At 65.8% G+C, this 21,006-nt stretch carries 21 protein-coding genes; 12 read left to right on the top strand and 9 right to left on the bottom strand.

Annotated elements, in window-relative coordinates; translation table 11 throughout:
* Window positions 1-20 precede the first annotated feature (20 nt).
* From RZR99_RS27900 to RZR99_RS27885, 4 genes are all read right to left on the bottom strand, one after another.
* Window positions 21-266, bottom strand: coding sequence for an AbrB/MazE/SpoVT family DNA-binding domain-containing protein (locus RZR99_RS27900; RefSeq protein ID WP_323123001.1), 246 nt, complete (start codon window positions 264-266; stop codon window positions 21-23).
* A 79-nt stretch (window positions 267-345) separates the two neighbouring features.
* Complete coding sequence (locus RZR99_RS27895) at window positions 346-552, bottom strand: tyrosine-type recombinase/integrase (RefSeq protein WP_323123006.1); 207 nt, start codon at window positions 550-552, stop codon at window positions 346-348.
* A 317-nt stretch (window positions 553-869) separates the two neighbouring features.
* Window positions 870-1,394 (bottom strand): single-stranded DNA-binding protein, encoded by a 525-nt coding sequence (locus RZR99_RS27890; RefSeq protein ID WP_323123000.1) that lies wholly within the window; start codon window positions 1,392-1,394, stop codon window positions 870-872.
* Between the two features lie 110 nt (window positions 1,395-1,504).
* Window positions 1,505-2,692 (bottom strand): MFS transporter, encoded by a 1,188-nt coding sequence (locus RZR99_RS27885; protein WP_323122999.1) that lies wholly within the window; start codon window positions 2,690-2,692, stop codon window positions 1,505-1,507.
* A gap of 231 nt (window positions 2,693-2,923) precedes the next feature.
* On the opposite strand from RZR99_RS27885, the gene uvrA reads away from it, so the two are divergent.
* Together uvrA and RZR99_RS27875 are read left to right on the top strand one after the other, a co-directional pair.
* A complete protein-coding gene (gene uvrA, locus RZR99_RS27880; RefSeq protein WP_323122998.1) occupies window positions 2,924-5,791 on the top strand; it encodes an excinuclease ABC subunit UvrA in 2,868 nt (955 codons plus the stop codon).
* Between the two features lie 205 nt (window positions 5,792-5,996).
* Entirely contained in the window at window positions 5,997-7,082 is a 1,086-nt protein-coding gene (locus RZR99_RS27875; RefSeq protein ID WP_323122997.1) for an AI-2E family transporter, read from the top strand.
* 79 nt (window positions 7,083-7,161) lie between these two features.
* Here RZR99_RS27875 and purU read toward each other — a convergent pair whose 3' ends face one another.
* The 5 genes from purU to RZR99_RS27850 all read right to left on the bottom strand — a co-directional run bounded on the left by purU (window position 7,162) and on the right by RZR99_RS27850 (window position 12,300).
* Window positions 7,162-8,043, bottom strand: a complete 882-nt coding sequence (gene purU / locus RZR99_RS27870) for a formyltetrahydrofolate deformylase (protein ID WP_323122996.1) — start codon at window positions 8,041-8,043, stop codon at window positions 7,162-7,164.
* 65 nt (window positions 8,044-8,108) lie between these two features.
* Window positions 8,109-8,966: an NUDIX hydrolase gene (locus tag RZR99_RS27865; protein ID WP_323122995.1), complete on the bottom strand. Its 858-nt coding sequence runs from the start codon at window positions 8,964-8,966 to the stop codon at window positions 8,109-8,111.
* 12 nt (window positions 8,967-8,978) lie between these two features.
* On the bottom strand, window positions 8,979-9,593 hold the full coding sequence (locus RZR99_RS27860) for a LysE family translocator (protein WP_323122994.1): 615 nt from the start codon (window positions 9,591-9,593) through the stop codon (window positions 8,979-8,981).
* A gap of 54 nt (window positions 9,594-9,647) precedes the next feature.
* Window positions 9,648-10,214, bottom strand: a complete 567-nt coding sequence (locus RZR99_RS27855) for an adenine phosphoribosyltransferase (protein ID WP_323122993.1) — start codon at window positions 10,212-10,214, stop codon at window positions 9,648-9,650.
* A 79-nt stretch (window positions 10,215-10,293) separates the two neighbouring features.
* Entirely contained in the window at window positions 10,294-12,300 is a 2,007-nt protein-coding gene (locus tag RZR99_RS27850; protein ID WP_323122992.1) for a cation:proton antiporter domain-containing protein, read from the bottom strand.
* 128 nt (window positions 12,301-12,428) lie between these two features.
* On the opposite strand from RZR99_RS27850, the gene kdsD reads away from it, so the two are divergent.
* The 10 genes from kdsD to rapZ all read left to right on the top strand — a co-directional run bounded on the left by kdsD (window position 12,429) and on the right by rapZ (window position 20,993).
* The gene (kdsD, locus tag RZR99_RS27845; RefSeq protein ID WP_323122991.1) at window positions 12,429-13,412 is read left to right on the top strand and encodes an arabinose 5-phosphate isomerase KdsD; all 984 of its coding nucleotides are present in this window, start codon (window positions 12,429-12,431) and stop codon (window positions 13,410-13,412) included.
* Complete coding sequence (locus RZR99_RS27840; protein ID WP_323122990.1) at window positions 13,412-13,951, top strand: KdsC family phosphatase; 540 nt, start codon at window positions 13,412-13,414, stop codon at window positions 13,949-13,951. Before kdsD ends, RZR99_RS27840 begins: the two co-directional genes overlap by 1 nt.
* Window positions 13,952-13,954: 3 nt before the next feature.
* Window positions 13,955-14,569, top strand: a complete 615-nt coding sequence (gene lptC / locus RZR99_RS27835; RefSeq protein ID WP_323122989.1) for an LPS export ABC transporter periplasmic protein LptC — start codon at window positions 13,955-13,957, stop codon at window positions 14,567-14,569.
* 18 nt (window positions 14,570-14,587) lie between these two features.
* The gene (lptA, locus tag RZR99_RS27830; RefSeq protein ID WP_323122988.1) at window positions 14,588-15,256 is read left to right on the top strand and encodes a lipopolysaccharide transport periplasmic protein LptA; all 669 of its coding nucleotides are present in this window, start codon (window positions 14,588-14,590) and stop codon (window positions 15,254-15,256) included.
* Complete coding sequence (gene lptB / locus RZR99_RS27825) at window positions 15,253-16,029, top strand: LPS export ABC transporter ATP-binding protein (protein WP_323122987.1); 777 nt, start codon at window positions 15,253-15,255, stop codon at window positions 16,027-16,029. The genes lptA and lptB overlap by 4 nt, the downstream gene beginning before the upstream one ends.
* Before the next feature lie 133 nt (window positions 16,030-16,162).
* Window positions 16,163-17,671 carry an RNA polymerase factor sigma-54 gene (locus RZR99_RS27820; RefSeq protein ID WP_323123005.1) on the top strand — a complete coding sequence of 503 codons (1,509 nt, stop codon included), beginning with the start codon at window positions 16,163-16,165 and terminating at the stop codon, window positions 17,669-17,671.
* A gap of 159 nt (window positions 17,672-17,830) precedes the next feature.
* Entirely contained in the window at window positions 17,831-18,190 is a 360-nt protein-coding gene (gene hpf / locus RZR99_RS27815) for a ribosome hibernation-promoting factor, HPF/YfiA family (protein WP_323122986.1), read from the top strand.
* Window positions 18,191-18,416: 226 nt separating this feature from the next.
* Window positions 18,417-18,929, top strand: a complete 513-nt coding sequence (gene ptsN, locus RZR99_RS27810; RefSeq protein WP_323122985.1) for a PTS IIA-like nitrogen regulatory protein PtsN — start codon at window positions 18,417-18,419, stop codon at window positions 18,927-18,929.
* Between the two features lie 127 nt (window positions 18,930-19,056).
* Window positions 19,057-20,025, top strand: a complete 969-nt coding sequence (gene hprK, locus RZR99_RS27805) for an HPr(Ser) kinase/phosphatase (protein WP_323122984.1) — start codon at window positions 19,057-19,059, stop codon at window positions 20,023-20,025.
* 74 nt (window positions 20,026-20,099) lie between these two features.
* Window positions 20,100-20,993, top strand: coding sequence for an RNase adapter RapZ (rapZ, locus tag RZR99_RS27800; RefSeq protein WP_323122983.1), 894 nt, complete (start codon window positions 20,100-20,102; stop codon window positions 20,991-20,993).
* Window positions 20,994-21,006 lie beyond the last annotated feature (13 nt).

Raw genomic sequence — 21,006 nt, 5'->3', positions numbered from 1 at the left:
CACGTTCGTATCCAATCCGATCATCTCGCGGATGCTCCTTGGTCCGCGATGGCCCGATTCATTTCCTCGATCGACACCGGTTTCGCGGGCTTTTTCACGATGCCCTTGAGCGACGCAAGCGACCGCGTGGCCGGATAGACCTCATACCGGCCCGTCGCCTCATTGAAGCTGAATTCGATCCGGTCGCCAGTTTGCAAGCCAAGCTGATTGCGCACGTCCACGGGAATCGTGACCTGGCCCTTCGAAGTGATAGTTGCTGCGGTCATAGTCGCACCTCCAATTCTCCTTACTCTAAAGTAAGGAGAATCAAAAAACAAGTCCAATGACACTCGGAATTGGCAGGCGTCACTCGCCAAGATCAATCGCCGCGACAGCTTCTCGCCGCTCGCGCGTGGTAACTTCCAGGTATGGAGCAACATGGTCTATGTGAGCGTGCCCCAATAAAATCTGAACCGTCTCGAGCGAATGCCCATTGGCGATTAGTCGGGTCGCGAATGTCCTGCGTCCGGAATGGCTGCTGTAGCCGGCGCCAAGGCCCGCCGATCGGTACAGGCTGGTGATATAGCTTGGGAGGGGGATGCGGCTATTTTCTTGGACTGATTTACGTCGTTAGGCCGAGGCTTTCACGGTACTCGATGGGGCTGAGATAAGGGAGGTAAGCGTTCGCCGTTCTCAAGACGGACTTCACGAATTGCGTATCGGGTCACACTAGGCTCCATTCGACGAACTGAGCCCATTTTTTACCGACTAGGCACGTTCCGCCTAGATCGAAAAATGTGTAAACAAAAAAAGACCCGAAGATCCAGGCTAAATAACTGATTTAGCTCGAAAATTCGGGTCTATCCTTACACTAGGAACTAACGTTCCTCCTAGAACGGAATATCGTCATCCATCTCGTCGAACCCGCCGCCGGCCGGCGCGCTCGGACGGCTCGCGCCGCCACCGCCGCCGCTGCGCGCGGGCGCCGCCGCGCGGCCACCACCGCCGCCGCCGCTACGCTGATCCATATCGCGACCGCCGCCGTAGCCGCCGTCATCGCCCCCACCGCCGCCGCCCGCACCGCGGCCGCCCAGCATCTGCATCTGGTCGGCGACGATTTCGGTCGAGTAGCGATCCTGGCCGTCCTGACCTTGCCACTTGCGGGTGCGGATGCGCCCTTCGATATAGACCGACGAGCCCTTCTTCAGGTACTCGTTGACGATCTCCGCGAGGCGGCCGAAAAACGCCACGCGGTGCCATTCGGTCATTTCCTTCATTTCGCCGCTCGCCTTGTCCTTGTAGCGATCGGTCGTCGCGAGGCGGATGTTCGCCACCGCGTCGCCGCTCGGCAGATAGCGAACTTCAGGATCGGCGCCGAGATTGCCGACGAGAATGACCTTGTTGACGGATGCCATGTGTTTCTCCAGTTGATTCGATGTCAAGCGGCGCGGCGAGACCGTTCACGGTTCCCTCGTTGGCTCGGGCCAACCCAGGAAAAACGCCGCCCGCATGGCTTAGCGTTGTGTCAGGCCTTGCGCGGCGGCTGCTTCATGCTGGCGGCGATTATAAGCCACACCGCCACCAGGGCCGAACAGGCGAAAAACACCGTGTCCGGACCCCCGCTCTTCAGCAGCCACCCGCCGATCACGCCGCCCATTGCCAGCCCGATCGACTGCGTCGTGTTGTACACGCCCGTGGCCGCACCCTTGCGCGACCCCGGTGCCAGCTTCGACACCAGCGAAGGCTGCGACGCCTCCAGGATGTTGAAGCCGAGGAAATAAACGAACAGGACCGCCGCGACAATCAGAATCGTATGCGGTGCGAGGCCCAGCAGCAATTGGCCGATCAGGATAGCCGCGATGCCGCCCAGCAGCACCGGCTTCATCTTGCCCCTTTTTTCTGCGGCAATGATCGCGGGCACCATCATCACGAACGCGAGCCCCATCACCGGAAGGTAGACCTTCCAGTGCGACGACACCGGCAGCCCGCCGTCCACCAGGAGGCGGGGCACCACCAGGAACAGCGCGGTCTGGGTCGCATGCAGCACCAGCACGCCGAAGTTCAAGCGCAGCAGTTCGACGTTGTGCAGCACCTCGGCGAACGGCGCGCGCACGTGCACCGGCTTCGGCGCGTCCGGCACGATCCACAGCACGACGCCGATCGCGAGCACCGACAGCGCGCCGACGATCGAGAACAGCCCGCTCATCCCGACCCAGTGGAACACGATCGGCGCACCCACGATCGCCACCGCGAACGACATGCCGATGCTGCCGCCCACCATCGCCATCGCCTTCGTGCGATTGTGCTCGGAGGTCAGATCGGCAATGAACGCGAGCACCGCCGACGATACAGCCCCCATTCCCTGGATGACCCGCCCGACGATGATCCACGTGATGTCGTGCGCGGACGCCGCGACGAAGCTGCCGAGCGCGAAGATCAGCAGGCCGACGGCGATCACGGGCTTGCGGCCGAACTTGTCGGAAGCCCATCCGTAAAAGATGTAGAGCATCGACTGCGTCACGCCGTACGCGCCGAGCGCGAGGCCGACCAGCAGCACGTCGCCGCCGCCGGGGATGGTTTTCGCATAGACCGAAAACACCGGCATGATCATGAAAAGCCCCAGCATGCGCAGCGCGAAGATCGCGGCAAGCGACGCGGTCGCGCGCAGTTCGGGCGCACTCATGCGGGTGGAGGTGACGGACGGATTGGACATCGGGAAAGTATTTCGAATGATCGGTATGTCCGCCCGATGCCGGGCGGCAGGGGATCCAGGCCGGCTGTCGGGCGCCGCCTTCGACCGGCGCCCGCACGCTGCGGCACGAAGCGGCCCGGCTGCGCCGGAGCCCGCCTGCTGACAGCTGTTGCAAAGGCTGGGGGCCTGAAACGACGGTCTCGAAAAGCCGTTATAGTAGCAGGTTTAGTCTCCTCCTCTTTCGCCAGGTTCATGGAACAAATCCGTATCCGTGGGGCCCGCACCCACAACCTGAAGAACGTCAATCTCGACCTGCCGCGCCACAAGCTGATCGTGATTACCGGCCTTTCGGGCTCGGGCAAATCGTCGCTCGCATTCGACACGCTGTACGCTGAAGGCCAGCGGCGCTACGTCGAAAGCCTGTCGGCGTACGCCCGGCAGTTCCTGCAGCTGATGGAAAAGCCGGACGTCGACCTGATCGAGGGGCTCTCCCCCGCGATCTCGATCGAGCAGAAGGCGACGTCGCACAATCCCCGTTCGACCGTCGGCACCGTCACGGAAATCCACGACTACCTGCGACTTTTGTACGCACGGGTCGGCACGCCCTACTGCCCGGACCACGAGATCCCGCTGGAGGCGCAAAGCGTGTCGCAGATGGTCGACGCGGCGCTCGCGCTGCCGGAGGAGACCAAGCTGATGATCCTCGCGCCCGTCGTCGCGAACCGCAAGGGCGAGCACGCCGAGCTGTTCGAAGAGATGCAGGCGCAAGGTTTCGTGCGGTTCCGCGTCCGTTCGGGCGGCGGCACCGCCAACGAGGGCGTCGCGAAGATCTACGAGGTCGACGCGCTGCCGAAGCTGAAGAAGAACGACAAGCACACGATCGACGTCGTCGTCGACCGGCTGAAGGTGCGCGCCGACATGAAGCAGCGCCTCGCCGAATCGTTCGAAACAGCGCTGCGCCTGGCCGACGGCCGCGCGATCGCGCTGGAAATGGATACCGACAAGGAGCACCTGTTCAGCTCGAAGTTCGCGTGCCCGATCTGCTCGTACTCGCTGCAGGAACTGGAGCCGCGCCTCTTCTCGTTCAACAACCCGATGGGCGCGTGCCCGGAATGCGACGGCCTCGGCCAGATCACCTTCTTCGATCCGAAGCGGGTGGTCGCGCATCCGTCGCTGTCGCTCGCGGCGGGCGCCGTGAAGGGCTGGGACAGGCGCAACCAGTTCTACTTCCAGATGCTGCAGAGCCTCGCGGCGTTCTACGAGTTCGACATCGACACCGCGTTCGAGGATCTGCCGGAGAAGGTCAAGAAGATCCTCCTGTTCGGCTCGGGCAAGCAGACGATCCCGTTCTCGTACATCAACGAACGCGGCCGCACGACGATCCGCGAGCACGTGTTCGAGGGGATCATCCCGAACCTGGAGCGCCGCTACCGCGAAACCGATTCGGTCGCGGTGCGCGAGGAACTGGCGAAATATCAGAACAACCAGGCCTGCCCGTCGTGCGACGGCACCCGGCTGCGCCGCGAGGCGCGCTTCGTGCGGATCGGCGCGGGCGACTACGCGCGCGCGATCTACGAAGTCAGCAGCTGGCCGCTGCGCGACGCGCTCGGCTATTTCGACGGGCTGACGCTCGAAGGCGCGAAACGCGAGATCGCCGACAAGGTCATCAAGGAGATCGTCGCGCGCCTCACGTTCCTCAACAACGTCGGCCTCGATTATCTGTCGCTCGAGCGCAGCGCCGAAACGCTGTCGGGCGGCGAGGCGCAGCGGATCCGGCTCGCCTCGCAGATCGGCTCGGGCCTGACCGGCGTGATGTACGTGCTCGACGAGCCGTCGATCGGCCTGCACCAGCGCGACAACGACCGCCTGATCAGCACGCTCAAGCACTTGCGCGATCTCGGCAATTCGGTGATCGTCGTCGAGCACGACGAGGACATGATCCGCACCGCCGACTACGTGGTCGACATGGGCCCCGGCGCGGGCGAGCACGGCGGCGTGGTGGTCGCGGAAGGCACGCCGAAGCAGGTGCAGTCGAATCCGCAGTCGCTGACCGGCCAGTACCTGGTCGGCAAGCGCACGATCGAGTACCCGGACGAGCGCATCTCGCCGGACCCGGAACGGAACCTGCGGATCGCCGACGCGCACGGCAACAACCTGAAGAACGTCACGCTCGATCTGCCGGTCGGCCTGCTCACCTGCATCACCGGGGTGTCGGGATCGGGCAAGTCGACGCTGATCAACGACACGCTGTATCACGCGGTCGCGCGCCACCTGTACGGCTCGTCGGCCGAACCGGCGCCGTACGAATCGATCGAGGGCCTCGAACACTTCGACAAGGTCATCAACGTCGACCAGTCGCCGATCGGCCGCACGCCGCGCTCGAACCCGGCCACCTACACCGGCGTGTTCACGCCGATCCGCGAGCTGTTCTCCGGCGTGCCGACCTCGAAGGAGCGCGGCTACGATCCGGGCCGCTTCTCGTTCAACGTGAAGGGCGGCCGCTGCGAGTCGTGCCAGGGCGACGGCGTGCTGAAGGTCGAGATGCACTTCCTGCCCGACGTGTATGTACCGTGCGACGTCTGCCACGGCAAGCGCTACAACCGCGAAACGCTCGAAGTTCACTACAAGGGCAAGAACATCAGCGAAGTGCTCGACATGACGGTCGAGCATGCGTACGAGTTCTTCAATGCGGTGCCGGTCATCTCGCGCAAGCTGAAGACGCTGCTCGACGTGGGCCTCGGCTACATCCGCCTCGGCCAGTCGGCGACCACGCTGTCGGGCGGCGAGGCACAGCGCGTGAAGCTGTCGCTCGAACTGTCGAAGCGCGACACCGGCCGCACGCTCTACATCCTCGACGAGCCGACCACCGGCCTGCACTTCCACGACATCGCGCTGCTGCTCGAGGTGATCCACCGGCTGCGCGACCAGGGCAACACGGTCGTGATCATCGAGCACAACCTGGACGTGATCAAGACCGCCGACTGGGTGATCGACCTGGGTCCGGAAGGCGGCGCGGGCGGCGGGCAGATCATCGCGCAGGGCACGCCCGAGCAGGTCGCGAAAACCAAGGCGAGCTTCACCGGCCGCTATCTGGCGCCGCTGCTCAAGCGGCCCAAATGAGGCCCGCGCGCGCCGCCCCGGCGCGCGCGACAGCCGCCCGACGCCGTATCGACGCCGTTTGCGCGCCTCGATGCGGCGCTATTTCCTCCGTACAAAACACGACTAATTCAGTCGACAATCGTTGCTATACTCGCGACGATGCGGGGCGATGTCCGCTTGCGGTCACAAGCGCGTCGGACACCCTTCGCCGAATACAGGAATAGTCATGGAGAAGCAAACCGAGCCGCCGCGCGATCCGCAGGCCAAAGAGCCGCATCTGCGCAGCGTGCGACTGACAAGCGATTTCAGCCTGCCGAAACTGTCGGCGATCGAGATCGGCAGCTATCTCCTCGCGCTCCTCGGCCTGTGGCTGGTCCTGCACCTGAAGCTGCTCGGCGGCCTGCTGGCCGGCCTGCTCGTCTATCAGCTCGTGCACATGATCGCGCCCGTGATCGAGCGCCACACGTCCAGCCAGAGCGCCCGCTGGGTCGCGGTCGTGCTGCTGTCGGCACTGATCGTCGGGGGGCTCGCCGGCCTCACGGTCGCCATCATCGAACACTTCGAGCACACCGTCCCGAACCTGCAGAACCTGCTCGGCCAGCTGATGCAGATCGTCGACCAGGCCCGCACGCGCACGCCCGCGTGGATCGCGAACCTGCTGCCCGTCGACGCAGAGCAGATGAAAGTGAAGGCCGCGGGCCTGATGACCAAGCACATGGATCAGCTGCAGCAGGGCGGCAAGAGCGTCGCCCGGGTGTTCGGTCATGTGCTGTTCGGGATGATCATCGGCGCGATGATCGCGATCGGCGCCGACCGCCACAAGGCCCGCCAGCCGCTGTCCACCGCGCTCGTCACCCGGGTGTCGCGCTTCTCCGATTCGTTCCGGCGGATCGTGTTCGCGCAGATCAAGATCTCGGCGATCAACGCGCTCTTCACGGGTCTCTACCTGCTCGTCGCGCTGCCGATCTTCCACCAGCGGCTGCCGCTGTCCAAGACGCTCGTGCTCGTCACGTTCATCGTCGGCCTGCTGCCGGTGGTCGGCAACCTGATCTCGAATACGCTGATCGTCGCCGTATCGCTGTCGGTGAGCATGGGTACCGCGATCGCGTCGCTCGTGTTCCTGGTCGTGATCCACAAGCTCGAGTATTTCCTGAACGCGAAGATCATCGGCGGCCAGATCGAATCGCGCGCCTGGGAGCTGCTGCTCGCGATGCTGGTGATGGAAGCCGCATTCGGCATTCCGGGCGTGATCGCCGCGCCGATCTTCTACGCGTATATCAAGCGCGAGCTGAGCTATCTGCGGATGATCTGAACGCCGCCGGCCCCCGATGCGAAAAGGCCGCGTCCTGACGGGACGCGGCCTTTTCGTTGCCGTGCGGCCGGACCCGCGTCTAGCGAAACACCACCGTCTTGGTCCCGTTCAGCACGATCCGGTGCTCGACGTGCCACTTCACCGCGCGCGCGAGCGTCACGCACTCGACGTCGCGGCCGATCGCCGTCAGCTGGTCGGGCGTCATGCTGTGGTCGACGCGCTCCACTTCCTGCTCGATGATCGGGCCTTCGTCGAGATCCGTCGTCACGTAGTGCGCGGTCGCGCCGATCAGCTTCACGCCGCGGTCGAACGCCTGGTAATACGGCTTCGCGCCCTTGAAGCTCGGCAGGAACGAATGATGGATATTGATCGCGCGGCCGGCCAGCTGTTCGCACATCCGCGGCGACAGGATCTGCATGTAGCGCGCGAGCACGACGAGGTCCGCCCGCTGCTCGTCGATCACCTCGAGCACCCGCGCTTCCTGCGCGGCCTTCGCTTGCGCCGACGATCCGCCGATCAGCGGGAAGTGATGGAACGGGATATCGTAGCTCGCCGCGAGCTGGTAGAAATCCTTGTGATTCGACACGATTGCCGCAATCTCGATCGGCAGCTGGCCGGTACGGTAGCGGAACAGCAGATCGTTCAGGCAATGGCCGATCTTCGACACCATGATGACGACGCGCGGCTTCGCCGCCGCATCGTGCAGCTCCCAGCGCATGCCGAACTGCGTCGCGAGCGGCGCGAATTCGGCGCGCAGCGCGTCGAGCGCGGCGGCGGCGTCCGCGCCGCCCTGCTGGTCGAAGTGCACGCGCATGAAAAACTCGCCGGTGCGGCTGTCGCCGAACTGCGCGGAATCGAGGATGTTGCTGCCGCGCTCGAACAAAAAGCCCGAGACCGCGTGAACGATGCCGTGCTTGTCGGGGCACGACAGTTTCAGGATAAAGCTGTGATCGGTCGACATGACCGCGACTCCCTTCTTATCTAATCCAAATCCAATCAAGCCCACCGCTCCTGCCCACGCGCACTTCAGGCGGCGGGCAGAACCGGCGGCGCGAACAGCGCATCGAGGCCGGGTGCCTCCTCCGGAGCAAGCCAGCGGTGCCGCAGCAGGCTGTCGAGTGTCGCGAGACTCGCGTCGATCGTCACCTGGCCGGCCCGCAGCCACGCGACGACCTCCGCCGCGCCCGCGAGCAGATGCTCCGCGACCTCGCCGTCCTGGTTATGCGGCGCGAAATCGCGCGGCAGCGGCACGTCGTAGATGAAAATCTGCTCGGCCTGGGTACCCTCCGGCAGCGAGCACAGCACATGCGCGGTGCGCCCGGGAATCGCCCGCGCCGCCAGTTCGCGCGGGATGCCGGCTTCCTCCCAGCACTCCTTCGCGATCGTTTCCTCGATGCCGAGGCCCCAGCCGATGCCGCCCGCGACCACGTTGTCGAGCATGCCCGGATCGGTCGCCTTGGTGGCGCTGCGGCGTCCGATCCACATCTGCAGCGGCGCGGAAGGCGCATATTCTACGATGCCGTTCAGATGCACCGCGTAAGTCTGCGTGCCGAAGAAGCGCGATGCGGCCCGCTCGATGTAGGCGAGCGGCGGGTCGTCGAAGCGATTGCGGATCGCATAGATCTCGTCGCGCCAGCCCGGAATCGCGCCTTCGGCCGCCAGCGCGCCGATCGGGCTCGCGAGCGCCATGCTGCGCGCGTCGACCGTGTCGAAGCGCTCGGCCAGCCGCACCTGGCCGGCCGGCAACTCGAACACGTCGGGCCAGCGCGCGAGCCGCGCGACGTCGTGCGCGCGGATCCAGCCGACCTGCCGGCCCGCGATCACGAACGGCACGTGCGCGCCGACATCGAAACGGCGCGCGGCGGCGATGCAGGGAAACGTCATCGCGGCCCCCCATCAATCCTTGAGCGCGACACGGATGCCGATCGCGATGAAGGTCGCGCCGGCGATCCGGTCGAGCCACACGCCGGCGCGCGGCCGGCGCTTGAGCCACGCGCCGATCATGCCCGCGCACACGCCGAACAGCGAGAACACCACCGCGGTCTGCGCCATGAACAGCGCGCCCAGTTCGAGCATCTGCAGCGCCACGGCTTGCGTGCCGTGCGGATCGACGAACTGCGGCAGGAACACGACGAAGAACAGCGTCACCTTCGGATTCAGCAGATTGCCGATCACGCTCTGCCGGAAGATCGTCGACAGCGGCTGCGGCGCGCGCGTATGCGCGGTCGCGAGCCCCTGGCTGCGCAGCGCCTTGATGCCGATCCAGATCAGGTAGGCGGCGCCGGCGAGCTTCAGGATATGGAACGCGACGGGCGACGAGCGCAGCAGCGCCGCGACGCCGAGCGCGGCAAGCGTCGTATGGAACATGATGCCCGCCGCGAACCCGAGCGCCGCGACGAAGCCCGCCGCGCGGCCCTGCGAAATGCCGCGTGCGAGCACCTGCAGGTTGTCAGGACCGGGCGCCAGCGTGATCGCAATCGACGTGGCGAGAAACAGCATGAAGTTCGGCATCGCTTGGCTCGCTAAAAGTGGCAGGCAGACATTCGTCGGTTCGGGGCGGCGGCGTCAGTGGCCGGCGAACTCGGTCACGGTGTAGAGCGGCAGGCCCGCGCCGCGCAGCAGCGCCGAGCCGCCCAGGTCCGGCAGGTCGATGATCGCCGCGCCTTCGACGACCACCGCGCCGAGCCGTTCGAGCAGGTTCTTGCCCGCCATCATCGTGCCGCCCGTCGCGATCAGGTCGTCGACGATGATCACGCGGTCGCCGGGCCGGCACGCATCCTCGTGGATCTCGACCGTCGCGCGGCCGTATTCCAGTTCGTAGGATTCCGAGCGGGTCTTGTACGGCAGCTTGCCGACCTTGCGGATCGGCACGAAGCCGACGTTCAGTTCATACGCGACGATCGGCGCGATGATGAAGCCGCGCGCATCGAGCCCGGCGACATAGTCGAGCTTCGCGCCGACATAGCGCTCGACGAACAGATCCACCAGCACGCGCAGCGCCTTCGGACTCTGCAGCAGCGGCGTGATGTCGCGAAACTGCACGCCGGGCTGCGGCCAGTCCGGTACCGTGCGGATCTGGCTGTGAATGAACGCGGCGGGGTCGAGCGGTGCGCCTGACGGCGAGTGACTCATGGGACTCTCCGAAAAAAACGGTGCGCAATGGCTTGCGCACCGTTCATCAATATTGTTTGAAAAGCGGCGGCGTCGCGGCTCAGGCCACGGCGGCCGCGCCGTCGCGCCGGTGCTTCGACAGCCGCTCCTCGGCCAGCGCGAGCGCTTCCGGCAGGCCGCGCAGCACGACGATGTCGCTCGCGCGCAGCTTGGTGTCCGGATCGGGCTCGACGCCGCGGATGCCGTGCCGGCGGATCGCCGTGACCTCCAGACCGAGCGCATAGAGCCCCAGATCCGCCAGCGAACGGCCGACCGCATCCGCGCGGGCATCGACCGGCACCGATTGTAGCCGCACCTGCTCGCGGTCGTCGTCGTCCGAATCGTCGGCGCCGCGGAAATAGCCCCGCAGCAGGCTGTAGCGCTCGTCGCGCATCTCCTCGACACGCCGCACCACCCGCCGCATCGGCACGCCCACCAGCACCAGCGTGTGCGACGCGAGCATCAGGCTCCCTTCGACGATCTCCGGGATCACCTCGGTCGCGCCGGCCGCCAGCAGCTTCTCGAGATCGGCGTCGTCGACCGTGCGCACGATCACCGGCAGCGTCGGCTCGAGCTCGTGCACGTTGTGCAGCACGCGCAGCGCGGACGGCGTGTTCGCATAGGTGATCGCGACCGCGGCGGCGCGGTGGATCCCGGCCGCCAGCAGCGATTCGCGCCGCGCCGCATCGCCGAACACGACCGACTCGCCCGCCGCGCCCGCCGCCGTGACCCGGTCGGGGTCGAGGTCGAGCGCAACGTAGGAAATCCCCTCCTGCTCCAGCATCCGCGCCAGATTCTGGCCCGCGCGGCCGTACCCGCAGATGATCACGTGGCCCTGCTGCTTGAGGCTCTGGGTCGCGATTCGCGTCATCTGCAGCGATTGTTGCAGCCATTCCGTCGACGACAGCCGCATCACGATGCGGTCGGCGTTCTGGATCAGGAACGGCGCGGCCAGCATCGACAGCAGCATCGACGCGAGGATCGCCTGCAGCAGCGTCGTATCGACCAGGTGCCGGTCGAGGATCAGGTTCAGCAACACGAAGCCGAATTCGCCCGCCTGCGCGAGCCCGAGGCCGGTGCGCATCGCGACGCCCGGCGGCGCGCCGAACAGCCGCGCGAGCCCCGTGATCGTGACGCCTTTCAGCAGCACCTGGCCGACGAAGAAGCCGAGCACCAGGAACGGATGCTCCCAGATCACGCTCGGATCGAGCAGCATCCCGGTCGTCACGAAGAACAGGCCGAGCAGCACGTCGCGAAACGGCTTGATGTCCTCCTCCACCTGGTGCCGGTAGGGCGTCTCGGAGATCAGCATCCCGGCGATGAACGCGCCCAGCGCGAGCGACAGGCCGAACTTGTCGGTGATGAAGGCTGCGCCGAGCGTGACGAGCAGCAGGTTCAGCACGAACAGCTCCTGCGAGCGGCGCCGCGCGACCACGTTCAGCCAGCGGGTCATGAAGCGCTGGCCGACGAACAGCAGCAGGGACAGCGCGATCACGATCTTGAGGGCCGCCAGCCCGAGCGTCACCGCGAGATCCTTCGACGATTCGCCGCCGAACGCCGCGATCACGATCAGCAGCGGCACCACCGCGAGATCCTGGAACAGCAGCACGCCGAAGATGTTGCGGCCATGCTCCGTCTCGATTTCGAGACGCTCCGCGAGCATCTTGGACACGATCGCGGTCGACGACATCGCGAGCGCGCCGCCGAGCGCGACGCTGCCCTGCCAGGTGATATGCACCCAACGTTCGAACACCGCGCCGAGAATCAGCGCGACCGCGAGCGTGACCAGCACCTGCAGCAGTCCGAGTCCGAACACGAGCCGCCGCATCGCGCGCAGCTTCGACAGCGAAAATTCGAGACCGATCGAGAACATCAGGAACACGACGCCGAATTCGGCCAGATGCTCGGCGCGTTCCAGATCGGCGGCAAAGCCGAGCGCGTGCGGGCCGACCACGATGCCGACGGTCAGGTAGCCGAGCATCGGCGGCAGGTTCAGCGAGCGGAAGACGACCACCCCCACCACCGAAGCCAGCAGCAGCAGGAGCGTCATTTCGAGCGGGGAAATCACAGGCGAAGCGTCCTCGTTCGTCAGCGGCGCCATGCGATGCGCGCCGGGGTGGGCCGGGGGATGGGCTACAACATGATGGGCGCAAGCGGCCCGGCGCGGCGAACAAACGCCTTTGCTATACTCCGCGCATGATAGCGAAAATCAATGATGACCGGGCGCTCGCGCTCGCCCGCGAGGTGCTCGACATCGAGGCCGATGCCGTCCGCGCGCTGCGCGACCAGCTCGACGGCGACTTCATCGGCGCGATGGGCCTGTTGTTGAACTGCCGCGGCCGCGTCGTCGTTTCCGGTATCGGCAAATCGGGGCATATCGCCCGCAAGATCGCCGCCACGCTCGCCAGCACCGGCACCCCCGCATTCTTCGTCCATCCCGCCGAGGCCAGCCACGGCGACCTCGGGATGGTCACGTCGGACGACGTGTTCATCGCCATCTCCCACTCCGGCGAATCGGAAGAGCTGGTTGCGATCCTGCCGCTGATCAAGCGGCTCGGCGCGAAGCTGATCGCGATGACGGGCCGCCCGGCGTCGAGCCTGGGCCAACTGGCCGACGTCCACCTGAACGCCGCGGTGGCGAAGGAAGCGTGCCCGCTCAACCTCGCGCCTACCGCGAGCACGACCGCCGCGCTCGCGCTCGGCGACGCGCTCGCGGTCGCCGTGCTCGACGCGCGCGGCTTTAATTCAGACGATTTCGCCCGCTCGCACCCGGGCGGCGCGCTGGGCCGCCGGCTGCTGACCTATGTGCGCGACGTGATGCGCACGGGCGACGAAGTCCCGACGGTGTCGACCGGCGCGACGCTGTCCGACGCGCTGTTCCAGATCACGGCGAAGCGGATGGGCATGACGGCCGTCGTCGAGCCGGACGGCCGCGTGGCCGGTATCTTCACCGACGGCGACCTGCGCCGCGTGCTCGAGCGCGACGGCGATTTCCGCAAGCTGCCGATCGCCGACGTGATGACTCGCGGACCCCGCACGCTCGGCCCGGACCACCTCGCCGTCGAGGCGGTGGAACTGATGGAGCGCCACCGGATCAACCAGATGCTGGTGGTCGACGCGAACGGCGCGCTGATCGGCGCGCTCAACATGCACGATCTGTTTTCGAAGAAGGTAATCTGATGGCCGCCTCCCCCGCCACGGCAGCCGAGCGCGCCGGCCGCGTGAAGCTGATGATTTTCGACGTCGACGGCGTGCTGACCGACGGCGGCCTCCATTTCACGGCGACGGGCGACACGATGAAGTCGTTCAATTCGCTCGACGGCCACGGCGTGAAGCTGCTGGGCCAGGCCGGCATCGCGACCGCGATCATCACCGGCCGCCGCTCGGAAATCGTTGCCGCGCGGGCGCGTGAAATGAAGATCGCCCATCTTTACCAGGGCGTCGAGGACAAGCGGACCGCGTTCGCCGACCTGCTGGCCGCCACCGGCATCGCGCCGGACGCATGCGGCTATATGGGCGACGACTGGCCCGATCTGGCCGTGATGCTGCGCTGCGGCTTCGCGACCGCGCCCGCCAACGCGCACCCCGAGGTCATCGCCCGTGCCCATTGGGTTGCTGAAGCACGCGGCGGCCACGGGGCCGTCCGCGAGGTGTGCGACGCGATCCTCCGCGCGCAGCGACGCTACGACGCGCTGCTCGCCGACGCTTGCGGAGCCTGACGGATGAGTCCCAAGTTCCGGTTGACCTCGCTGATCCCGCTGATCGCCATGGCCGCGCTCGCGGGCATCACCTACTGGCTGCTGCAGGCGACGCTGCCGCCGCCCGGCGAAAGCGCCGAACGGCCCAGGACGCACACCCCCGACTACTTCGCGGACAACTTCTCGGTCACGGAGCTCGACCAGACGGGCTCGACGCAATACCGCCTGACGGCCGCGAACCTGATTCACTACGAAGACGACGAGAGCAGCGACCTGACGCTCCCGGCGTTGCGCGCATTCCAGCCCGGCAAGCCGGTCGTGACGGCCACCGCCAAGCGCGGCGTCGTGAACGGCGACGTATCGGTGGTCGACCTGTACGACGACGCCCGCATCGTGCGGGCGGCCGGCGGCGGCGATCCGCCGATGCAGGCGGATTCCGAGCATTTCAAGGTGCTGGTCAACGACGATGTGATCGAGACCGAAAAGCCGGTTAAACTTCAGCGCGGCCAGTCGATCGCCAACGCCACCGACGGCATGAAGTACAACAACGTCACCCGGGTCATCGACCTCTACGGCAATGTCCGCGGCACGATTGCCGCCAGCGACACGTCCGGCGGCTCCCATGGCCAACCCAAGTAACTCACCACGCGTGACTGCATGAACGAATCGTTCCCTTGTTTTTTCCCCGGCAGCGCCCGTCGCGCCGCCCGCGCCGCGCTCGCCGCGGCCCTGATCGCGCTGCCGCTCGCCGGCTTCGCGCCGGCCGCCCACGCCGAGAAGGCTGACCAGGGCAAGCCGATCAACGTCGAAGCCGACAACCTGACCTACGACGACCTGAAGCAGGTGACCGTTGCGACCGGCAACGTCGTCATCACGAAGGGCACGATCATCATCAAGGGCGATCGCGTCGAGGTCCGCCAGGATCCGCAGGGCTACCAGTACGCGACCGCGACGATGGCGCCCGGCAGCAAGAAACACGCGTCGTTCCGTCAAAAACGCGAAGGGCTCGACGAGTACATCGACGGCGACGCCGAACGCATCGACTACGACGGCAAGCAGGATCTCACCACGCTGACGACGAACGCCACCGTGCGCCGCCTGCAAGGCCTGTCGACCGTCGCGGACACCGTTCACGGCAGCGTGATCACGTATGACGGCCAGCGCGACTTCTACACCGCGAAGGGCGGCAAGGACGTAGCCGCGCCGGGCAACCCGACCGGCCGCGTGCGCGCGATGCTGTCGCCCAAGAACGGCGGCCCGGCACCGCTGAACGGCGCGCCCGCGCCGCTCGCGCCGTCGACCACGATCCAGGGAGCCCCGCAATGAACGCCCTCCCCAATCGCCAGCCGGCCGGCACGACCAGCTCGCTCGTCGTGCGCAACCTCAAAAAGCGCTACGGCTCGCGTACCGTCGTGAAAGACGTGTCGCTCGACGTAAAAAGCGGCGAAGTCGTCGGCCTGCTGGGCCCGAACGGCGCCGGCAAGACCACCTCGTTCTACATGATCGTCGGCCTCGTGCCGCTGGACGCGGGCGAGATCTCGCTGAACGGCGGCTCGATCAGCCTGATGCCGATCCACAAGCGCGCATCGCTCGGGCTGTCGTATCTGCCGCAGGAAGCCTCGGTGTTCCGCAAGCTCACGGTCGAGGAAAACATCCGCGCCGTGCTCGAGCTGCAGCACGGCGACAACGGCCGGCCGCTCACGAAGGACGAAATCGCGACGCGCACCGAAGCGCTGCTGGAAGAGCTGCAGATCGCGCACCTGCGCGACAATCCGGCACTGTCGCTGTCGGGCGGCGAACGCCGGCGCGTCGAGATCGCGCGCGCGCTCGCAAGCAACCCGAGCTTCATCCTGCTCGACGAACCGTTCGCCGGCGTCGATCCGATCGCGGTGCTGGAAATCCAGAAGATCGTGAAGTTTCTGAAGCAGCGCAACATCGGCGTGCTCATCACCGACCACAACGTGCGCGAAACGCTGGGCATCTGCGATCACGCCTACATCATCAGCGACGGCTCGGTGCTTGCGTCCGGCGCCCCCAGCGAAATCATCGAAAACGAAAACGTGCGGCGCGTCTACCTGGGCGAGCACTTCCGCATGTAACGGCGCGGGGCGCCGCCCCGCCGCCGTCCCTCCCGTTTCGGGGCCTCCGCGCCCTTTTGCGGCCTATGCGTCATCACGAATGACGCAACGCGCCGCCCTCGTGGCAAACTCCTGGTATGACTCCCTTTTTGCCATGAAAGCCAGCCTCCAACTTCGCCTGTCGCAACATCTCGCGCTCACCCCCCAGTTGCAGCAGTCGATCCGGCTACTGCAACTGTCGACGCTCGAACTGCAGCAGGAAGTCGCGACGGCGGTGGCGCAGAATCCGCTGCTCGAGAACGACGAAGAGTGGCTGGCGAGCCCGCTGCGGGTCGCGTCCGACGGCTCGCTGATCGCGCAGTCGCCGAACTCCGCGACGCCCGAGCCGATGCAAGGCCTGTCGAACGGCAGCAGTACGCCGAACGAGCGCATGGAGCGCGACGAACCCGCCGGCGCCGACGAATACGACAGCTACGCGTCCGATAACGGCGATACGAGCCAGTGGAATCTCGACGACTACGGCCGTTCGGCGCGGACGTCGGATGAAGACGACATGCCGCCGCTGCAGATCCACGAGGCCACCACGTCGCTGCGCGACCACCTGTCCGCGCAATTGAGAATGACGCAGGCCAGTCCGCGCGATCGCGCGCTGGTGATGTTCCTGATCGAGTCGCTCGACGACGACGGCTATCTCGGCGCATCGCTCGATGAAGTGCTGGGCGATCTGCCCGACGAACTGGAAGTCGACGCCGACGAGCTGAACGCGGCGATCGCGCTGCTGCACAGCTTCGATCCGGCGGGCGTCGGCGCCCGTTCCGCCTCCGAGTGCCTCAAGCTGCAGTTGCTGCGGCTTGATCCGTCCCCGACGCGCATGCTCGCGCTCGACATCGTGTCGCAGTATCTGGAATTGCTCGCCGCGCGCGACTTCACGCGGCTGCGCAAGCACCTGAAGTCGAGCGACGACGAACTGCGCGACGCCCATGCGCTGATCCGCTCGCTCGAGCCGTTCCCGGGCGCCGCATACGGCAAGGCCGAAGCCGACTACGTGGTGCCCGACATCATCGTGAAGAAGTCCGGCCAGAACTGGCTGGCGGAACTGAATCCGGAAGTGGTGCCGCGCCTGCGCATCAACCACCTGTACGCGAACATCCTGCGCAACAGCCGCGGCGATCCGGGCGCCGGTTCGCTCAAGCAGCAGCTCCAGGAGGCGCGCTGGCTCATCAAGAATATCCAGCAGCGTTTCGATACGATCCTGCGGGTCGCCCAGGCCATTGTCGAGCGTCAGAAGAATTTCTTTGCGCACGGCGAAATCGCCATGCGCCCCTTGGTTTTGCGGGAAATTGCTGATACGCTGGGCCTACACGAGTCAACTGTCTCCCGTGTGACAACCGGTAAGTACATGCTGACCCCGTTCGGCACGCTGGAATTCAAGTACTTCTTCGGATCGCACGTTTCGACAGATACCGGAGGCGCCGCCTCATCCACGGCCATCCGCGCCCTCATCAAGCAACTGATAGGAGCCGAAGACCCAAAATCGCCTCTTTCGGACAGCCGCATAGCCGAGCTGCTGGCAGAACAAGGGTTCGTGGTCGCGCGCCGCACGGTTGCCAAATATCGCGAAGCCCTCAAGATCCCGGCAGTGAACCTGCGCAAGTCTCTGTAGCCCGCTGCGCCAGCGGCGGGCATTTTCCGGCCGCCGCGCTGTCGACGGCAAAGGCCGGCCGATGCATCCGCCGTCTCCGCCTGAGGTTAGCGAAGACGGCCAGGTCGACCGGTGCTGCCGCCTCTACGCGGAAGGTGGTCATTAGCTTGGAGAAGCACTATGAACCTGAAGATCAGTGGACACCATCTCGAAGTCACGCCTGCGATTCGCGAATACATGGTCACCAAGCTGGACAGGGTGCTACGACATAGCGATCAGGTTATCGATGGCACTGTGATCCTCTCGGTCGACAACCACAAGGAAAAGGACAAGCAGCAGCGAGCGGAAATCAACCTGCACCTGAAGGGCAAGGACATCTTCGTCGAAAGCGCAAACGGCAACCTGTACGCTGCGATCGATCTGCTGATCGACAAGCTCGACCGGCAAGTCGTGAAGCACATGGAGCGCCTGCAAACGCATGCGCACGATCCGATCAAGCATCAGCAAACCGCCGAACAGATCGAACTGCCGCCGCAGTGAATCTCGGCGCAGCCGCGCCGGAACAGCCGCCCGCCTCGACGGGCGGTTTTTTATTGCGCGGCGCCCGCGCTACCCGCCACGGCGGGGCCGGCAACTAGAGCACGCCCTCGGGCTGCGCCAGCCGGTCTGCCGTGCTCTATAATGATCCAGTTATTATCGGGGGCGTTAAAAGCCGGCTTGCCGTGCTCTACAGGTCTCCATCGCCTAACGCCGTCATATTGCCAATATGGAAAATCAGTCTGCCGCCGCGAGGAGACCCCAGGCCGCCCCTTTGCCTGCCAACATGAATCGCCTAGCCAAAATCCTGCCCTTAGAGAACGTCGTCATCGGCCTCTCGGTCACCAGCAAGAAGCGCGTCTTCGAACAAGCCGGGCTGATCTTCGAAAATCAGAACGGCGTCGCCCGCAGCATCGTCACCGACAATCTGTTCGCGCGCGAGCGCCTCGGCTCGACGGGTCTCGGCGAAGGCGTCGCGATCCCGCACGGGCGGATCAAGGGGCTCAAGCACCCGCTCGCCGCCTTCGTCCGGCTCGCCGAACCGATCCCCTTCGAAGCCCCGGACGGCCAGCCCGTCTCGCTCCTGATCTTCCTGCTCGTGCCCGAACAGGCTACGCAGCAGCACCTCGAGATCCTGTCCGAAATCGCCCAACTGCTGTCCGATCGCGACGCGCGTGAGCGCCTGCACACCGAAACGGACCGCGACGAGTTGCATCAACTCCTCACTCAGTGGCAACCTTGAGCTAACCGGGCGGTTAACCTCCCCTTGTCCGGCGGCCTGCGCCGCCACCCCCAGCCGCCCGTCGCCGGGCCGGCGTCGCGACTTCCTTCGCAGCGCCGAAGTGCCGGCTCATTGGAGTGACGGACTCATGGATACGTCCAGCATCAACGCCCAGAGCATCTTCGACGACAACGCAGCCATGCTGAAACTCAGCTGGCTGACGGGGCATGAAGGCTGGGAACGCGGTTTTTCCGCCGATACGGTGGCAAATGCGACGTCGAGCGCCGATCTCGTCGGCCACTTGAACCTGATCCACCCGAACCGGATCCAGGTGCTCGGCGAAGCGGAAAACGACTACTACCAGCGCCAGACCGATGAAGATCGTTCGCGCAACATGGCCGAGCTGATCGCCCTCGAACCGCCGTTCCTGGTGGTGGCGGGCGGAGCGGCCGCGCCGCCCGAGCTGGTGCTGCGCTGTACGCGCTCGTCGACACCGCTATTCACGACGCCGATGTCCGCCGCCGCGGTGATCGACAGCCTGCGGCTCTACATGTCGCGCATTCTCGCGCCGCGCGCGACGCTGCACGGCGTGTTCCTCGACATCCTCGGCATGGGCGTGCTGCTGACGGGCGATTCCGGACTCGGCAAGAGCGAACTCGGCCTCGAATTGATCAGCCGCGGCCACGGCCTGGTTGCCGACGACGCGGTCGATTTCGTCCGTCTTGGCCCCGATTTCGTGGAAGGGCGCTGTCCGCCGCTGCTGCAGAACCTGCTCGAAGTGCGCGGCCTGGGCCTGCTCGACATCAAGACGATCTTCGGCGAAACCGCGGTGCGGCGGAAAATGAAGCTCAAGCTGATCGTCCAGCTGGTGCGCCGGCCAGACGGCGAATTCCAGCGCCTGCCGCTGGAAAGCCAGACCGTCGACGTGCTCGGCCTGCCGATCAGCAAGGTGACGATCCAGGTTGCGGCCGGCCGCAACCTCGCGGTGCTGGTCGAGGCCGCGGTGCGCAACACGATCCTGCAGCTGCGCGGCATCGATACGCTGCGCGATTTCATGGACCGCCAGCGTCTCGCGATGCAGGATCCCGACAGCCAGTTTCCCGGCAAGCTCGTATAACGCGCGCCGGCTCGGACCGCCACGCGAGAGCCTTGAGCCGGTGCTATGATGAAACGTCAGGATTTCCTCCTCCCATGCGCATTGTCCTCATCACCGGCATTTCCGGATCAGGCAAGTCCGTTGCGTTGAACGCACTGGAAGACGCGGGCTATTACTGCGTCGACAACCTGCCGCCCCGGGTACTGCCCGAACTCGCCCGCTACCTCGCCGAAGACGGCCAGCACCGGCTCGCCGTGGCGATCGACGCGCGGTCGAGCGCGTCGCTCGACGAAATGCCCGGCTTGATCCGCGCGCTATCGCGGGAGCACGATGTGCGGGTGCTGTTCCTCAACGCGAGCACGCAGGCGCTGATCCAGCGTTTTTCGGAAACACGCCGGCGCCATCCGCTGTCCGGTTCGCCGTCCCATGAAGCCGATGTCGGCCTGCTGTCGTCGCTGGAAGAGGCCATCGAGCGCGAACGCGATCTGGTCGCGCCGCTCGCCGAATTCGGCCACCAGATCGACACCAGCACGCTCCGTGCGAACGTACTGCGAACCTGGGTGAAGCGTTTCATCGAGCAGAAGAACGACGACGTCGTGCTGATGTTCGAGTCGTTCGGCTTCAAGCGCGGCGTGCCGCTCGACGCCGACTTCATGTTCGACGTGCGCGCGCTGCCCAATCCGTACTACGACCACCAGCTGCGCCCCCTCACCGGACTCGACCAGCCGGTGGTCGCGTTTCTCGACGCGCTGCCGATCGTCCACCAGATGATCGACGACATCCAGTCGTTCCTCGTCAAATGGCTGCCGCATTTCCGCGACGACAACCGCAGCTACCTCACCGTCGCCATCGGCTGTACCGGCGGGCAGCATCGCTCCGTCTTCATCGCCGAGACGCTCGCCGCGCGTCTCGCGCAGCAGGCCAACGTGATCGTGCGGCATCGTGATGCGCCCGTGGATGCCGGCGCATCGTCGCGGCTCGTCACCTAGCAGGGCCGTTCAC

The organism is Burkholderia alba, assembly GCF_034721475.1.
In the GTDB taxonomy this organism is placed as follows: Bacteria; Pseudomonadota; Gammaproteobacteria; order Burkholderiales; family Burkholderiaceae; genus Burkholderia; species Burkholderia alba.
This window is presented reverse-complemented; position numbering and strand designations above follow the sequence as displayed.

Bases quoted from the DNA above. Each gene is read 5' to 3' on its own strand.
- RZR99_RS27900 (WP_323123001.1), bottom strand. From the start codon at position 266: ATGACCGCAGCAACTATCACTTCGAAGGGCCAGGTCACGATTCCCGTG.
- RZR99_RS27890 (WP_323123000.1), bottom strand. From the start codon at position 1,394: ATGGCATCCGTCAACAAGGTCATTCTCGTCGGCAATCTCGGCGCCGAT.
- RZR99_RS27885 (WP_323122999.1), bottom strand. From the start codon at position 2,692: ATGTCCAATCCGTCCGTCACCTCCACCCGCATGAGTGCGCCCGAACTG.
- uvrA (WP_323122998.1), top strand. From the start codon at position 2,924: ATGGAACAAATCCGTATCCGTGGGGCCCGCACCCACAACCTGAAGAAC.
- RZR99_RS27875 (WP_323122997.1), top strand. From the start codon at position 5,997: ATGGAGAAGCAAACCGAGCCGCCGCGCGATCCGCAGGCCAAAGAGCCG.
- purU (WP_323122996.1), bottom strand. From the start codon at position 8,043: ATGTCGACCGATCACAGCTTTATCCTGAAACTGTCGTGCCCCGACAAG.
- RZR99_RS27865 (WP_323122995.1), bottom strand. From the start codon at position 8,966: ATGACGTTTCCCTGCATCGCCGCCGCGCGCCGTTTCGATGTCGGCGCG.
- RZR99_RS27860 (WP_323122994.1), bottom strand. From the start codon at position 9,593: ATGCCGAACTTCATGCTGTTTCTCGCCACGTCGATTGCGATCACGCTG.
- RZR99_RS27855 (WP_323122993.1), bottom strand. From the start codon at position 10,214: ATGAGTCACTCGCCGTCAGGCGCACCGCTCGACCCCGCCGCGTTCATT.
- kdsD (WP_323122991.1), top strand. From the start codon at position 12,429: ATGATAGCGAAAATCAATGATGACCGGGCGCTCGCGCTCGCCCGCGAG.
- RZR99_RS27840 (WP_323122990.1), top strand. From the start codon at position 13,412: ATGGCCGCCTCCCCCGCCACGGCAGCCGAGCGCGCCGGCCGCGTGAAG.
- lptC (WP_323122989.1), top strand. From the start codon at position 13,955: ATGAGTCCCAAGTTCCGGTTGACCTCGCTGATCCCGCTGATCGCCATG.
- lptA (WP_323122988.1), top strand. From the start codon at position 14,588: ATGAACGAATCGTTCCCTTGTTTTTTCCCCGGCAGCGCCCGTCGCGCC.
- lptB (WP_323122987.1), top strand. From the start codon at position 15,253: ATGAACGCCCTCCCCAATCGCCAGCCGGCCGGCACGACCAGCTCGCTC.
- RZR99_RS27820 (WP_323123005.1), top strand. From the start codon at position 16,163: ATGAAAGCCAGCCTCCAACTTCGCCTGTCGCAACATCTCGCGCTCACC.
- hpf (WP_323122986.1), top strand. From the start codon at position 17,831: ATGAACCTGAAGATCAGTGGACACCATCTCGAAGTCACGCCTGCGATT.
- ptsN (WP_323122985.1), top strand. From the start codon at position 18,417: ATGGAAAATCAGTCTGCCGCCGCGAGGAGACCCCAGGCCGCCCCTTTG.
- hprK (WP_323122984.1), top strand. From the start codon at position 19,057: ATGGATACGTCCAGCATCAACGCCCAGAGCATCTTCGACGACAACGCA.
- rapZ (WP_323122983.1), top strand. From the start codon at position 20,100: ATGCGCATTGTCCTCATCACCGGCATTTCCGGATCAGGCAAGTCCGTT.